At 55.3% G+C, this 15,562-nt stretch carries 11 protein-coding genes, 1 tRNA gene and 1 pseudogene; all 13 read left to right on the forward strand.

Annotation, left to right across the window (positions count from 1 at the left end; translation table 11 throughout):
* Nucleotides 1-177: 177 nt before the first annotated feature.
* Nucleotides 178-253, forward strand: a tRNA-Trp gene (locus F2P67_RS27135).
* Nucleotides 254-298: 45 nt separating this feature from the next.
* A complete protein-coding gene (gene secE / locus F2P67_RS27140) occupies nucleotides 299-667 on the forward strand; it encodes a preprotein translocase subunit SecE (protein WP_007916493.1) in 369 nt (122 codons plus the stop codon).
* A 9-nt stretch (nucleotides 668-676) separates the two neighbouring features.
* Nucleotides 677-1,210 carry a transcription termination/antitermination protein NusG gene (gene nusG, locus F2P67_RS27145; RefSeq protein WP_007916492.1) on the forward strand — a complete coding sequence of 178 codons (534 nt, stop codon included), beginning with the start codon at nucleotides 677-679 and terminating at the stop codon, nucleotides 1,208-1,210.
* 117 nt (nucleotides 1,211-1,327) lie between these two features.
* Nucleotides 1,328-1,759 (forward strand): 50S ribosomal protein L11, encoded by a 432-nt coding sequence (gene rplK, locus F2P67_RS27150; protein WP_003228756.1) that lies wholly within the window; start codon nucleotides 1,328-1,330, stop codon nucleotides 1,757-1,759.
* On the forward strand, nucleotides 1,759-2,454 hold the full coding sequence (gene rplA / locus F2P67_RS27155) for a 50S ribosomal protein L1 (RefSeq protein ID WP_166226257.1): 696 nt from the start codon (nucleotides 1,759-1,761) through the stop codon (nucleotides 2,452-2,454). The genes rplK and rplA overlap by 1 nt, the downstream gene beginning before the upstream one ends.
* Before the next feature lie 199 nt (nucleotides 2,455-2,653).
* A complete protein-coding gene (gene rplJ / locus F2P67_RS27160) occupies nucleotides 2,654-3,154 on the forward strand; it encodes a 50S ribosomal protein L10 (RefSeq protein WP_003228752.1) in 501 nt (166 codons plus the stop codon).
* 74 nt (nucleotides 3,155-3,228) lie between these two features.
* Nucleotides 3,229-3,594: a 50S ribosomal protein L7/L12 gene (gene rplL / locus F2P67_RS27165; RefSeq protein WP_007962228.1), complete on the forward strand. Its 366-nt coding sequence runs from the start codon at nucleotides 3,229-3,231 to the stop codon at nucleotides 3,592-3,594.
* A gap of 221 nt (nucleotides 3,595-3,815) precedes the next feature.
* Nucleotides 3,816-7,889 carry a DNA-directed RNA polymerase subunit beta gene (gene rpoB, locus F2P67_RS27170; protein ID WP_166226260.1) on the forward strand — a complete coding sequence of 1,358 codons (4,074 nt, stop codon included), beginning with the start codon at nucleotides 3,816-3,818 and terminating at the stop codon, nucleotides 7,887-7,889.
* Between the two features lie 64 nt (nucleotides 7,890-7,953).
* A complete protein-coding gene (gene rpoC / locus F2P67_RS27175) occupies nucleotides 7,954-12,153 on the forward strand; it encodes a DNA-directed RNA polymerase subunit beta' (protein WP_123467460.1) in 4,200 nt (1,399 codons plus the stop codon).
* 215 nt (nucleotides 12,154-12,368) lie between these two features.
* Nucleotides 12,369-12,740 (forward strand): 30S ribosomal protein S12, encoded by a 372-nt coding sequence (gene rpsL / locus F2P67_RS27180; RefSeq protein ID WP_003186084.1) that lies wholly within the window; start codon nucleotides 12,369-12,371, stop codon nucleotides 12,738-12,740.
* 107 nt (nucleotides 12,741-12,847) lie between these two features.
* Nucleotides 12,848-13,321 carry a 30S ribosomal protein S7 gene (gene rpsG / locus F2P67_RS27185; RefSeq protein WP_007916467.1) on the forward strand — a complete coding sequence of 158 codons (474 nt, stop codon included), beginning with the start codon at nucleotides 12,848-12,850 and terminating at the stop codon, nucleotides 13,319-13,321.
* 30 nt (nucleotides 13,322-13,351) lie between these two features.
* The gene (gene fusA / locus F2P67_RS27190) at nucleotides 13,352-15,457 is read left to right on the forward strand and encodes an elongation factor G (RefSeq protein WP_064589462.1); all 2,106 of its coding nucleotides are present in this window, start codon (nucleotides 13,352-13,354) and stop codon (nucleotides 15,455-15,457) included.
* Nucleotides 15,458-15,488: 31 nt separating this feature from the next.
* A pseudogene (locus F2P67_RS27670) lies at nucleotides 15,489-15,562 on the forward strand (GTP-binding protein); the annotation flags it as partial.

Below are 15,562 nucleotides of genomic sequence, written 5' to 3' on the forward strand. Positions count from 1 at the left end.
TGTCTCCTCTTTTTGTTATGTTATGGCTACAGCGACCCCCCGTATCTACACATTGCATATCGTCGGCAGCGTCAGATGGGTATAAGGGACAGGCGCTGGCGTCGTAGCTAAAATCATCGAATAAGCGGTTGTAATGTATTTTTCGGGCCGGCATAATGGTCGGCCTGATTTTGTTTTAGGTCAGTAGCTCAATTGGCAGAGCGACGGTCTCCAAAACCGTAGGTTGGGGGTTCGATTCCCTCCTGACCTGCCAGATTCACTCGGTGTGTCTGGCTTTCTTTTCACAGGATCTTCATAGATGACTCCTAAGGCTGAAGCTCAAGGCTCTCGCTTCGATCTGCTCAAGTGGCTTGTAGTGGTCGCTTTGGTGGTTGTTGGCGTTGTTGGCAATCAGTATTACTCTGCCTCGCCGATCCTGTACCGTGTACTCGCTTTGCTTGTTATCGCTGCTGTAGCTGCCTTTGTAGGCCTGCAGACTGCGAAGGGCAAGTCTTTCTTTGTACTGGTTAAGGAAGCTCGCACCGAAATTCGAAAAGTCGTGTGGCCAACTCGCCAAGAAACCACGCAGACCACCCTGATTGTGGTGGCTGTTGTTCTGGTAATGGCGTTGCTGTTGTGGGGGCTTGATTCCCTGCTCGGTTGGCTTGTTTCCTTGATTGTCGGCTAAGGGTGTCCCGTGGCTAAGCGTTGGTATGTTGTGCATGCTTACTCGGGTTACGAGAAGCATGTGATGCGCTCGCTGGTCGAGCGCGTAAAGCTGGCTGGCATGGAAGATGGCTTCGGCGAAATTCTGGTTCCCACTGAAGAAGTGGTTGAAATGCGTAATGGCCAGAAGCGCAAAAGCGAGCGGAAGTTCTTCCCAGGCTACGTGCTGGTACAGATGGATATGAATGAGGGTACTTGGCACTTGGTCAAGGATACTCCTCGCGTTATGGGTTTTATCGGCGGTACTGCTGACAAGCCTGCGCCAATCACAGATAAAGAGGCAGAAGCAATTCTGCGTCGTGTTGCTGATGGTAGTGACAAGCCTAAGCCGAAGACGCTCTTCGAGCCGGGCGAGACGGTACGAGTCAACGATGGCCCATTCGCTGATTTCAATGGTGTCGTTGAAGAAGTTAACTACGAAAAGAGCCGGATCCAAGTGGCGGTGCTCATTTTCGGTCGCTCTACCCCGGTAGAGTTGGAGTTCAGCCAGGTCGAAAAGGTCTAGCTGAGCAAGCATCCCAACCCCGCAGCCATAGGCTGTGGGGTTTTGTCGTCACTGGGATAAACGCGCAAGTAACCGGGGAGCCTTTCGAGGCGTTCGAACCCGTAATTGGAGTGCCTCATGGCCAAGAAGATTACCGCTTACATCAAGCTGCAAGTGAAGGCCGCTCAGGCTAACCCAAGTCCACCTGTTGGTCCTGCTCTGGGTCAGCACGGCGTGAACATCATGGAATTCTGCAAGGCTTTCAACGCCCGTACCCAGGGTCTGGAAGCTGGTCTGCCGACTCCAGTGATCATCACTGTCTACAGCGACCGTAGCTTCACTTTCGAAACCAAATCCACCCCTGCTTCGGTTCTGCTGAAGAAGGCGGCCGGTCTGACCAGCGGTTCCGCTCGTCCGAACACCGTTAAGGTTGGCACTGTTACTCGTGCTCAGCTGGAAGAAATCGCGAAAACCAAAAACGCGGATCTGACTGCAGCTGATATGGATGCAGCCGTGCGTACTATCGCCGGTTCTGCTCGTAGCATGGGCCTTAACGTGGAGGGTGTGTAATGGCTAAGCTGACCAAGCGTCAAAAGGCTATCGCCGGCAAGATCGAAGCAGGCAAGGCCTACAACATTGTAGACGCTGCTGCTTTGCTGGCTGAGCTGTCGACTGTCAAGTTCAGCGAGTCGTTTGACGTTGCTGTAAACCTGGGTGTAGACCCGCGTAAATCTGACCAGGTTGTTCGTAGCGCTACTGTGCTGCCACACGGCACTGGCAAGACTGTTCGCGTTGCTGTGTTCACCCAGGGTCCAGCTGCTGAGGCCGCTCTGGCTGCCGGCGCTGACCGTGTAGGTATGGACGAACTGGCTGCCGAAATGAAAGGCGGCGACCTGAACTATGACGTAGTGATCGCATCCCCGGATGCAATGCGCGTTGTAGGTCAGTTGGGTCAGATCCTCGGTCCACGTGGTCTGATGCCTAACCCGAAAGTCGGCACCGTAACTCCAGACGTAGCTACCGCGGTCAAAAACGCTAAAGCTGGTCAGGTTCGTTATCGCACCGACAAAAACGGCATCATCCACACTTCCGTTGGCAAGATCGGTTTCGACGCCGTCAAGCTGAAGGAAAACGTTGAAGCCCTGATCGCTGACCTGAAGCGTATCAAGCCAGCTTCTTCGAAAGGTATCTACGTCAAGCGCGTTACCCTGAGCACCACTATGGGCCCAGGTCTGGTCATCGACCAAAGCTCGCTGGACGCGTAAGAACAAAGGTTGGCGCGATGGTTCGCGCCAATTGAAAGATTGGGGTCCCTGCCTGGCGGGGGCTATCCAAGACCGTAGGCGACGCAAGTCTTAAACCATAAGCCTACGCAGATGGTGCTCCCGGTTCCTTACCGAATCAGACACCAAAACGACATTCGGTTTCGACCGGATGAAACGGTAACAAGCAGGAGTTAAACCCGTGGCAATTAATCTCGAAGACAAGAAGGCCATCGTCGCTGAAGTCAACGAGGCTGCCAAAGTCGCTCTGTCCGCTGTCGTGGTTGATGCCCGTGGCGTAACAGTAGGCGCAATGACCGGACTCCGTAAAGAGGCTCGTGAAGCTGGCGTATACGTACGTGTTGTACGTAACACCCTGCTCAAGCGCGCTGTTGCTGACACTGAATACAGTGTTCTCAACGACGTGTTCACCGGCCCGACCCTGATTGCATTCTCGAACGAACATCCGGGCGCTGCTGCCCGTATCTTCAAAGAGTTTGCCAAGGGTCAGGACAAGTTCGAGATCAAGGCAGCTGCGTTCGAGGGCAAGTTCCTCGCAGCTAATCAGATCGACGTACTGGCAACTCTGCCGACCCGTGACGAAGCAATTTCTCAGCTGATGAGCGTGATTCAAGGCGCTACCAGCAAATTGGCTCGTACTCTGGCGGCAATTCGCGACCAGAAAGAAGCTGCCGCAGCCTAAGGCTCGTCAACTTCTCGCGTTTTTTGTTTATTTCGATGGTCGCGTAGGCCGTCCCCCAATTCAGGAATTGAGTCATGTCTCTGACTAACGAACAAATCATCGAAGCAATCGGCCAGAAATCCGTAGTGGAAATCGTTGAGCTGATCAAAGCGATGGAAGAAACCTTCGGTGTTACCGCTGCTGCCGCTTCGGCTGGCCCAGCTGTAGCTGCTGCTGCTGTTGAAGAGCAAACCGAGTTCAACGTTGTTCTGCTGGAAGCTGGCGAGAAGAAGGTTAACGTGATCAAGGCAGTTCGTGAACTGACCGGTCTGGGCCTGAAAGAAGCCAAAGAGAAAGTAGACGGCGCTCCTCAGGTTGTAGCTGAAGGCGTTTCGAAAGAAGCTGCTGAAGACGCCAAGAAGAAGCTGGAAGAAGCAGGCGCTAAAGTCGAACTGAAATAAGTATCGACTTTGCTCCTCCAGCCCGAGCGTCAAGCGACAGGCTGATGGCTGGTGGCTCTTGCCACCGGCCTTTTTCCGTTATTGGCAGCCGACTGGGTCGGTGCTGATAAAGGCGCTGTAACCACCCGATGCGGTGGCGCAAACCATGGGGTTTGCACGATTTTCTGGCTGCTCCCGTCGGGAGGGGCCAAACAAGCAGGTGACCAAGCTGGGGAACGCTGATGGCTTACTCATATACTGAGAAAAAACGTATCCGCAAGGACTTTAGCAAGTTGCCGGACGTCATGGATGTGCCTTACCTCCTGGCCATCCAGCTGGATTCGTATCGTGAATTCTTGCAAGCGGGAGCGACTAAAGATCAGTTCCGCGACGTGGGCCTGCATGCGGCCTTCAAATCCGTTTTCCCGATCATCAGCTACTCCGGCAATGCTGCGCTGGAGTACGTCGGTTATCGCTTGGGCGAACCGGCATTTGATGTCAAAGAATGCGTATTGCGCGGTGTAACTTTCGCCGTACCTTTGCGGGTAAAAGTGCGCCTGATCATTTTCGACAAAGAATCGTCGAACAAAGCGATCAAGGACATCAAAGAGCAAGAAGTCTACATGGGTGAAATTCCCCTGATGACTGAGAACGGTACCTTCGTAATCAATGGTACCGAGCGTGTAATCGTTTCCCAGCTGCACCGTTCCCCGGGCGTGTTCTTCGACCACGACCGTGGCAAGACGCACAGCTCCGGTAAACTGCTGTACTCCGCGCGCATCATCCCTTACCGCGGTTCGTGGCTGGACTTCGAGTTCGACCCGAAAGATTGCGTATTCGTGCGTATTGACCGTCGTCGCAAGCTGCCGGCTTCGGTACTGCTGCGCGCGCTCGGCTATACCACTGAAGAAGTGCTGGACGCGTTCTACACCACCAACGTATTCCACCTGAGCGGCGAAACCCTCAGCCTGGAACTGGTGCCTTCGCGCCTGCGTGGTGAAGTAGCGGTTCTGGACATTCAGGACGAGAAGGGCAAGGTCATCGTTGAGCAAGGCCGCCGTATTACTGCGCGCCACATCAACCAGATCGAAAAAGCCGGTATCAAGTCGCTGGAAGTGCCTCTGGACTACGTCCTGGGTCGCACCACCGCCAAGGTCATCGTGCACCCGGCTACCGGCGAAATCCTGGCTGAGTGCAACACCGAGCTGAACACTGAAATCCTGGCAAAAATTGCCAAGGCTCAGGTTGTTCGCATCGAGACTCTGTATACCAACGACATCGACTGCGGTCCGTTCGTCTCCGACACTCTGAAGATCGACTCCACCAGCAACCAATTGGAAGCGCTGGTCGAGATCTATCGCATGATGCGTCCAGGCGAGCCGCCAACCAAAGACGCTGCCGAAACCCTGTTCAACAACCTGTTCTTCAGTCCTGAGCGTTATGACCTGTCTGCGGTCGGCCGGATGAAGTTCAACCGTCGTATCGGTCGTACCGAGATCGAAGGTTCGGGCGTACTGTGCAAGGAAGACATCGTCGCGGTACTGAAGACTCTGGTCGACATCCGTAACGGTAAAGGCATCGTCGATGACATCGACCACCTGGGTAACCGTCGTGTTCGCTGTGTAGGCGAAATGGCCGAGAACCAGTTCCGCGTTGGCCTGGTACGTGTTGAGCGTGCGGTCAAAGAGCGTCTGTCGATGGCTGAAAGCGAAGGCCTGATGCCGCAAGACCTGATCAACGCCAAGCCAGTGGCTGCGGCGGTGAAAGAGTTCTTCGGTTCCAGCCAGCTGTCGCAGTTCATGGACCAGAACAACCCGCTGTCCGAGATCACCCACAAGCGTCGTGTCTCTGCACTCGGCCCTGGCGGTCTGACTCGTGAGCGCGCAGGCTTTGAAGTTCGTGACGTACACCCGACTCACTACGGTCGTGTTTGCCCGATTGAAACGCCGGAAGGTCCGAACATCGGTCTGATCAACTCCTTGGCTGCATACGCTCGCACCAACCAGTACGGCTTCCTGGAAAGCCCGTACCGCGTGGTAAAAGAGGGTGTGGTCACCGACGAGATCGTGTTCCTGTCCGCTATTGAAGAAGCGGATCACGTGATCGCGCAGGCTTCGGCGACCATGAACGACCAGAAAGTCCTGATCGACGAACTGGTAGCCGTACGTCACCTGAACGAATTCACCGTCAAGGCGCCGGAAGACGTCACCCTGATGGACGTTTCGCCGAAGCAGGTAGTTTCGGTAGCAGCGTCGCTGATTCCGTTCCTCGAGCACGACGACGCCAACCGTGCGTTGATGGGTTCGAACATGCAGCGTCAAGCTGTACCAACCCTGCGCGCTGACAAGCCGCTGGTCGGTACCGGCATGGAGCGTAACGTAGCTCGTGACTCCGGCGTTTGCGTCGTGGCTCGTCGTGGCGGCGTAATCGACTCCGTTGATGCCAGCCGTATCGTGGTTCGTGTTGCTGATGACGAAGTAGAAACCGGTGAAGCTGGTGTCGACATCTACAACCTGACCAAGTACACCCGCTCGAACCAGAACACCTGCATCAACCAGCGTCCGCTGGTGAGCAAGGGTGATCGCGTTCAGCGTAGCGACATCATGGCCGACGGCCCGTCCACCGATATGGGTGAGCTGGCTCTGGGTCAGAACATGCGCATCGCGTTCATGGCATGGAACGGCTTCAACTTCGAAGACTCCATCTGCCTGTCCGAGCGTGTGGTTCAGGAAGACCGCTTCACCACGATTCACATTCAGGAACTGACCTGTGTGGCCCGTGACACCAAGCTTGGCCCAGAGGAAATCACTGCGGACATCCCTAACGTGGGTGAAGCTGCACTGAACAAGCTGGACGAAGCCGGTATTGTTTACGTAGGTGCTGAAGTCGGCGCAGGCGACATTCTGGTAGGTAAGGTCACTCCGAAAGGCGAGACCCAACTGACTCCGGAAGAAAAACTGCTGCGTGCAATCTTCGGTGAAAAAGCCAGCGACGTTAAAGACACCTCCCTGCGCGTGCCAACCGGCACCAAAGGTACTGTCATCGACGTGCAGGTCTTCACTCGTGACGGCGTTGAGCGTGATGCTCGTGCACTGTCGATCGAGAAGTCCCAGCTGGACGAGATCCGCAAGGATCTGAACGAAGAGTTCCGTATCGTTGAAGGCGCTACTTTCGAACGTCTGCGTTCCGCTCTGGTAGGCCACAAGGCTGAAGGCGGCGCAGGTCTGAAGAAAGGTCAGGACATCACCGACGAAGTTCTCGACGGTCTTGAGCATGGTCAGTGGTTCAAGCTGCGCATGGCTGAGGATGCTCTGAACGAGCAGCTTGAGAAGGCTCAGGCCTACATCGTTGATCGCCGCCGTCTGCTGGACGACAAGTTCGAAGACAAGAAGCGCAAACTGCAGCAGGGCGATGACCTGGCTCCGGGCGTGCTGAAAATCGTCAAGGTTTACCTGGCAATCCGTCGTCGCATCCAGCCGGGCGACAAGATGGCCGGTCGTCACGGTAACAAAGGTGTGGTCTCCGTGATCATGCCGGTTGAAGACATGCCGCACGATGCCAATGGCACCCCGGTCGACGTGGTTCTCAACCCATTGGGCGTACCTTCGCGTATGAACGTTGGTCAGATCCTTGAAACCCACCTGGGCCTCGCAGCCAAAGGTCTGGGCGAGAAGATCAACCGGATGGTCGAAGAGCAGCGTAAAGTCGCTGAACTGCGCACCTTCCTCGACGAGATCTACAACCAGATCGGCGGTCGTAACGAAGATCTGGATAGCTTCTCCGACCAGGAAATCCTGGATCTGGCGAAGAACCTGCGTGGTGGCGTTCCTATGGCCACTCCAGTGTTCGACGGCGCCAAGGAAAGCGAAATCAAGGCCATGCTGAAACTGGCAGACCTGCCGGAAAGCGGCCAGATGCAGCTGACTGACGGCCGTACCGGCAACAAGTTCGAGCGTCCAGTTACCGTTGGCTACATGTACATGCTGAAGCTGAACCACTTGGTAGACGACAAGATGCACGCGCGTTCTACCGGTTCGTACAGCCTGGTTACCCAGCAGCCGCTGGGTGGTAAGGCGCAGTTCGGTGGTCAGCGTTTCGGGGAGATGGAGGTCTGGGCACTGGAAGCATACGGTGCTGCTTACACTCTGCAAGAAATGCTCACAGTGAAGTCGGACGATGTGAACGGCCGTACCAAGATGTACAAAAACATCGTGGATGGCGATCACCGTATGGAGCCGGGCATGCCCGAGTCCTTCAACGTGTTGATCAAGGAAATTCGTTCCCTCGGCATCGATATCGATCTGGAAACCGAATAACACGTGACGCGAATCGAGAGCGGGGCAGGATTGCCCGCTCTCTGCTCCGCCAGGAGGAAAGGCCTTGAAAGACCTACTGAATTTGCTGAAAAACCAGGGTCAAGTCGAAGAGTTCGACGCCATCCGTATCGGATTGGCCTCGCCTGAGATGATCCGCTCGTGGTCGTTCGGCGAAGTTAAAAAGCCGGAAACCATCAACTACCGTACGTTCAAACCTGAGCGTGACGGTCTGTTCTGCGCCAAAATCTTTGGCCCGGTAAAGGATTACGAGTGCCTGTGCGGTAAGTACAAGCGCTTGAAGCACCGTGGTGTGATCTGCGAGAAGTGCGGTGTTGAAGTTGCACTGGCCAAGGTTCGTCGTGAGCGCATGGCGCACATCGAACTGGCTTCGCCGGTTGCCCACATCTGGTTCCTGAAATCGCTGCCGTCCCGTATCGGCTTGCTGATGGACATGACCCTGCGTGATATCGAGCGCGTTCTCTATTTCGAGAGCTACGTCGTTATCGATCCAGGCATGACCACCCTTGAAAAAGGTCAGCTGCTGAACGACGAGCAGTACTTCGAAGCGCTGGAAGAGTTCGGTGACGACTTCGATGCCCGCATGGGTGCTGAAGCTGTCCGTGAGCTGCTGCACGCTATCGACCTGGAACACGAGATTGGCCGCCTGCGTGAAGAAATTCCGCAAACCAACTCCGAAACCAAGATCAAGAAGTTGTCCAAGCGTCTGAAGTTGATGGAAGCCTTCCAGGGTTCCGGCAACCTGCCAGAGTGGATGGTGCTGACCGTTCTGCCGGTTCTGCCGCCAGATCTGCGTCCATTGGTCCCGCTGGATGGCGGTCGTTTCGCGACTTCCGACCTCAACGATCTGTATCGTCGAGTGATCAACCGTAACAACCGTTTGAAGCGCCTGCTGGATCTGTCCGCTCCGGACATCATCGTGCGCAACGAAAAGCGTATGTTGCAGGAAGCTGTCGATGCACTGCTCGACAACGGTCGTCGTGGCCGCGCTATCACCGGCTCGAACAAGCGTCCTCTGAAATCCTTGGCTGACATGATCAAGGGTAAGCAAGGTCGTTTCCGTCAGAACTTGCTCGGTAAGCGTGTTGACTACTCCGGTCGTTCGGTAATTACCGTAGGCCCGACTCTGCGTCTGCATCAGTGCGGTCTGCCGAAGAAAATGGCTCTCGAGCTGTTCAAACCGTTCATTTTTGGCAAGCTGGAAATGCGTGGTCTCGCGACTACCATCAAAGCGGCCAAGAAAATGGTCGAGCGCGAACTGCCAGAGGTTTGGGACGTTCTCGCGGAAGTGATTCGCGAACACCCGGTTCTTCTCAACCGTGCACCGACCCTTCACCGTCTGGGTATCCAGGCGTTTGAACCGGTACTGATCGAAGGTAAGGCTATCCAGCTGCACCCTCTGGTCTGCGCCGCGTACAACGCCGACTTCGACGGCGACCAAATGGCCGTGCACGTACCGCTGACGCTGGAAGCCCAGCTCGAAGCGCGTGCGTTGATGATGTCGACCAACAACATTCTGTCGCCAGCCAACGGTGAGCCAATCATCGTTCCGTCGCAGGACGTTGTATTGGGTCTGTACTACATGACTCGTGAAGCGATCAACGCCAAAGGCGAAGGTCGTGTATTTGCGGATCTGCAGGAAGTTGACCGTGTGTTCCGTGCCGGCGAAGCCGCACTGCACGCCAAGGTAAAAGTACGTATCAACGAAACCGTCAATGACCGTGACGGCAACAGCGTGAGCGGTACCCGTATCGTCGACACCACTGTCGGCCGTGCGCTGCTGTTCCAGGTTGTGCCAAAAGGTCTGTCGTACGACGTCGTCAACTTGCCGATGAAGAAAAAGGCGATCTCCAAGCTGATCAACCAGTGCTACCGCGTGGTTGGTCTGAAAGAGACCGTGATCTTCGCTGACCAGTTGATGTACACCGGTTTCGCTTACTCGACCATCTCCGGCGTTTCCATCGGCGTTAACGACTTCGTTATCCCGGATGAAAAAGCCCGCATCATCGGTGCTGCCACCGACGAAGTGAAAGAGATCGAGAGCCAGTACGCCTCCGGCCTGGTAACCCAGGGCGAGAAGTACAACAAAGTGATCGACCTTTGGTCGAAAGCGAACGACGAAGTTTCCAAGGCGATGATGGCCAACCTCTCGAAAGAGAAAGTCATCGACCGTCATGGCGTTGAAGTCGATCAAGAATCTTTCAACTCGATGTACATGATGGCCGACTCGGGTGCGCGGGGTTCCGCAGCACAGATTCGTCAGCTGGCCGGTATGCGTGGTCTGATGGCCAAGCCGGACGGTTCCATCATTGAAACGCCGATTACTGCGAACTTCCGTGAAGGTCTGAGCGTACTTCAGTACTTCATCTCGACTCACGGTGCTCGTAAAGGTCTGGCGGATACCGCGTTGAAAACTGCGAACTCCGGTTACCTGACTCGTCGTCTGGTAGACGTGGCGCAGGATCTGGTTGTAACCGAGATCGATTGCGGCACCGAGCACGGTCTGCTGATGACTCCGCACATTGAAGGCGGTGACGTTGTAGAGCCGTTGGGTGAGCGCGTATTGGGTCGTGTTATTGCCCGTGACGTATTCAAGCCAGGTACAGAGGACGTTATCGTTCCTGCCGGCACTCTGGTAGACGAGAAGTGGGTTGAATTCATCGAGCTGAACAGCATCGACGAAGTGATCGTGCGTTCGCCGATCAGCTGCGAAACCCGCTATGGCATTTGCGCCAAGTGCTACGGCCGTGATCTGGCTCGTGGTCACCAGGTGAACATCGGTGAAGCGGTCGGCGTTATCGCTGCCCAGTCCATCGGTGAGCCGGGTACCCAGCTGACGATGCGTACGTTCCACATCGGTGGTGCGGCAAGCCGTACTTCCGCAGCCGACAGCGTTCAGGTGAAAAATGGCGGTACCGTCCGTCTGCACAACCTGAAGCACGTTGAGCGAGTGGATGGTCACCTGGTTGCTGTATCCCGTTCCGGTGAGCTGGCAATCGCTGATGACTTCGGTCGTGAGCGCGAGCGTTACAAGCTGCCGTACGGTGCTGTGATTTCGGTTAAAGAGGGTGACAAGGTCGACGCTGGCGCAATCGTAGCCAAGTGGGATCCGCACACTCACCCGATCGTTACCGAAATGAAAGGTACCGTGACCTACGTGGGCATGGAAGAAGGCATCACGATCAAGCGTCAGACTGACGAATTGACCGGTATGACCAACATTGAAGTACTCGACGCGAAAGATCGTCCAGCTGCGGGCAAAGAAATCCGTCCGGCAGTGAAGATGGTCGACGACAACGGCAAGGATCTGTTGCTGCCAGGCACTGACGTAATCGCTCAGTACTTCCTGCCAGCCAACGCCCTGGTCGGTGTGGCTGACGGTGCCAAGATCGCGATCGGTGACGTTATCGCGCGTATCCCGCAAGAAACTTCGAAGACCCGTGACATCACCGGTGGTCTGCCGCGTGTTGCCGACTTGTTCGAAGCTCGCCGTCCGAAAGAGGCGTCGATTCTGGCTGAAGTCAGCGGCACCATCGCGTTCGGTAAAGAGACCAAAGGCAAGCGCCGTCTGGTTATTACCCCGAACGACGGTAGCGATCCGTACGAAGAGCTGATTCCAAAGTGGCGTCACCTGAACGTGTTCGAAGGCGAACAGGTAAACCGCGGCGAAGTTATCTCCGACGGTCCAAGCGATCCGCACGACATCCTGCGTCTGCTGGGTGTGAGCGCGCTGGCCAAGTACATCGTTAACGAGATCCAGGACGTTTACCGTCTGCAAGGCGTGAAGATCAACGACAAGCACATCGAGACCATCCTGCGTCAGATGCTGCGTAAAGTTGAAATCTCCGAGTCCGGCGATTCCAGCTTCATCAAGGGCGACCAGATGGAACTGACTCACGTACTGGTAGAGAACGAGCGTCTGAACGCGGAAGACAAGTTTGTCTCCAAGTTCACTCGCGTTCTGCTGGGCATCACCAAGGCGTCGTTGTCGACCGAATCGTTCATCTCGGCGGCTTCCTTCCAGGAAACCACCCGCGTACTGACCGAAGCGGCCGTTACCGGCAAGCGCGATTATCTGCGCGGCCTGAAAGAAAACGTGGTCGTGGGTCGTCTGATCCCGGCGGGTACCGGTCTGGCTTATCACAGCGAGCGCAAGCGTCGTCGTGATGCTGACAAGCCGTTGCGCGTAAGCGCCAGTGAAGTGGAAGCTGCACTGACCGAAGCGCTGAACTCGAGCGGTAACTGAGTTCTGCGATAAATGAGCTGAGGCCCTGATCGCTCCGTTCGTCGAATCGAGACATATTGTCAAGGTTTGACGAGCGGGGAGGTCGGGGCCTTGCCTTGACTGGGGGCAAGATCCTCTTTAGACTCTTGATCCCCTAAATTTGGCGGGAATTCGTTCCTGCCATTTTGCTTTTCTTGCAAGACAATAGCGTCGCAAGACAACAGTGGAGCTAGTAGATGGCAACTATCAACCAGCTGGTACGTCAGCCGCGTAAGCGTATCGTCGAGAAATCCGACGTACCTGCGCTGCAGAACTGCCCGCAACGTCGTGGCGTGTGCACCCGTGTGTACACCACTACGCCGAAAAAACCTAACTCGGCACTGCGTAAAGTATGCCGTGTGCGTCTGACCAACGGTTTCGAGGTTTCCTCGTACATCGGTGGTGAAGGCCACAACCTGCAAGAGCACAGCGTGGTACTGATCCGCGGCGGTCGTGTAAAAGACTTGCCAGGTGTTCGTTACCACACCGTTCGCGGCTCCTTGGATACTTCCGGCGTTAAAGGCCGTAACCAGGGTCGTTCGAAGTACGGTACCAAGCGTCCGAAGTAATCGGCCGTTTTGCAGATTTTCATTTTATTGAGTCGATAAGAGTAAGGTCGGGCACGCATCCATTGGATCTGTCCCGAGCTAACCTGAAGACCGCTTGAGGGCTTATCATGCCAAGACGTCGCGTAGCAGCAAAGCGTGAGATTCTGGACGATCCGAAATACGGAAGCCAGATCCTCGCCAAATTCATGAACCACGTTATGGAAAGCGGCAAGAAAGCCGTTGCCGAGCGTATCGTTTATGGTGCCCTGGAAACCGTTGCGACCCGTAAGGCTGGCACCGATCCCCTGGAACTCTTCGAAAAAGCACTCGACGCCATCGCTCCGCTGGTCGAAGTGAAGTCGCGCCGCGTTGGTGGTGCTACTTACCAGGTTCCGGTCGAAGTTCGTCCTTCCCGTCGTAACGCTCTGGCAATGCGCTGGTTGGTAGACTTCGCACGCAAGCGTGGCGAGAAGTCTATGGCTCTGCGTTTGGCTGGCGAACTGCTGGATGCTGCTGAAGGTAAAGGTGCTGCTGTTAAGAAGCGTGAAGACGTGCACCGTATGGCCGAAGCCAACAAAGCTTTCTCGCACTACCGCTTCTAATTTTAGCTTCACTAATTTTGCGAGGGCTTTATGGCTCGTACTACTCCGATTAGTCGCTACCGTAACATCGGTATCGTCGCTCACGTGGATGCTGGTAAAACCACCACCACCGAGCGCGTCCTTTTTTACACCGGCAAAAGTCACAAAATGGGCGAGGTGCATGATGGCGCCGCGACCACAGACTGGATGGTGCAGGAGCAGGAGCGTGGTATTACCATTACTTCTGCTGCAATCACTGCCTTCTGGAAAGGTTCCGAGAAGCAGTACCCGCACGAGCATCGCTTCAACGTAATCGATACCCCGGGCCACGTAGACTTCACCATCGAAGTTGAGCGTTCCCTGCGCGTACTCGACGGCGCTGTCGTTGTGTTCTGTGGTACTTCGGGTGTTGAACCGCAATCGGAAACCGTATGGCGTCAAGCCAACAAATACGGTGTTCCACGTCTTGTTTACGTAAACAAGATGGACCGTGCTGGTGCCAACTTCCTGCGCGTGATCGGTCAGATCAAGCAGCGTCTGGGTCACACTCCGGTGCCGATCCAGTTGGCTATCGGTTCCGAAGACAACTTCCAGGGTCAGATCGATCTGATCAACATGCAAGCTGTCTACTGGAACGACTCTGACAAGGGTATGGTCCCTGTTCGCAAGGACATTCCTGCTGAGCTCCAAGAGCTGGCTGAAGAGTGGCGCAACAACATGGTTGAGGCTGCTGCCGAAGCCAACGAAGAGCTGATGAACAAGTACCTGGAAGGCGAAGAGCTGTCGATCGAAGAGATCAAAGCTGCTTTGCGTCAGCGTACTATTGCCGGCGAAATCGTTCTGGCTGTTTGCGGTTCCTCGTTCAAGAACAAGGGCGTTCCCCTGGTTCTCGACGCCGTTATCGACTTCCTGCCTGCTCCTACCGACATTCCTGCGATCAAGGGTTCCAACCCTGATAACGAGGAAGAGGAAATGGAGCGTCACGCAAGCGATGACGAGCCGTTTGCTGCTCTGGCGTTCAAGATCGCTACCGACCCATTCGTGGGTACCTTGACCTTCGTCCGCGTTTACTCGGGCGTGTTGAACTCCGGCGACGGCGTGATCAACTCGGTTAAAGGCAAGAAAGAGCGCGTGGGTCGTATGGTGCAAATGCACGCTAACGCCCGTGAAGAGATCAAGGAAGTACGCGCTGGCGACATCGCGGCCCTGATCGGCATGAAGGACGTCACCACTGGTGAAACCCTCTGCAACGCTGACAAGCCAATCATCCTGGTTCGCATGGACTTCCCGGAGCCGGTTATTTCGGTTGCCGTAGAGCCTAAGACCAAGGATGACCAGGAAAAAATGGGTATCGCTCTGGGCAAGCTTGCTCAGGAAGACCCGTCTTTCCGCGTAAAAACTGATGAAGAGACTGGTCAAACGATCATCTCCGGCATGGGCGAGCTGCACCTGGACATCCTGGTTGACCGGATGCGCCGTGAGTTCAACGTCGAAGCCAACATCGGCAAGCCTCAGGTTTCCTATCGTGAGCGCATCACGAAGAACTGCGAAATCGAAGGCAAGTTCGTTCGTCAATCCGGTGGTCGTGGTCAGTTCGGTCACTGCTGGATTCGTTTTGCTCCTGCTGACGAAGGTCAGGAAGGTCTGCAATTCGTGAACGAAGTAGTAGGTGGTGTAGTTCCTAAGGAATACATCCCGGCTATCCAGAAGGGCATCGAAGAGCAGATGAAGAACGGCGTTGTTGCCGGCTATCCGCTGATCGGCCTGAAGGCTACCGTGTTCGATGGTTCTTACCACGACGTCGACTCCAACGAGATGGCGTTTAAAGTGGCTGCTTCCATGGCAACCAAGCAACTGGCCCAGAAGGGCGGTGGTGAGTTGCTCGAGCCGATCATGGCGGTAGAGGTTGTTACGCCTGAAGACTATATGGGTGATGTGATGGGCGACCTTAACCGTCGTCGCGGCATGATCCAGGGTATGGAAGACACAGTGTCCGGCAAAGTAATTCGTGCCGAAGTTCCACTGGGTGAGATGTTCGGTTATGCGACCGACGTTCGTTCCATGTCCCAGGGTCGCGCAAGCTACTCTATGGAATTCAAAAAATACGATACGGCTCCGTCGCACATCGTCGAATCCGTTACCAAAAAACAAGGCTGATTCAGCCCCTTTAGGCTAGGAGTTAATTGTCGTGGCTAAAGAAAAATTTGATCGTTCCCTACCGCACGTCAACGTTGGCACCATCGGTCACGTTGACCACGGTAA

The sequence above is a fragment of the Pseudomonas atagonensis genome (assembly GCF_011369485.1).
GTDB classification, from domain to species: Bacteria; Pseudomonadota; Gammaproteobacteria; order Pseudomonadales; family Pseudomonadaceae; genus Aquipseudomonas; species Aquipseudomonas atagonensis.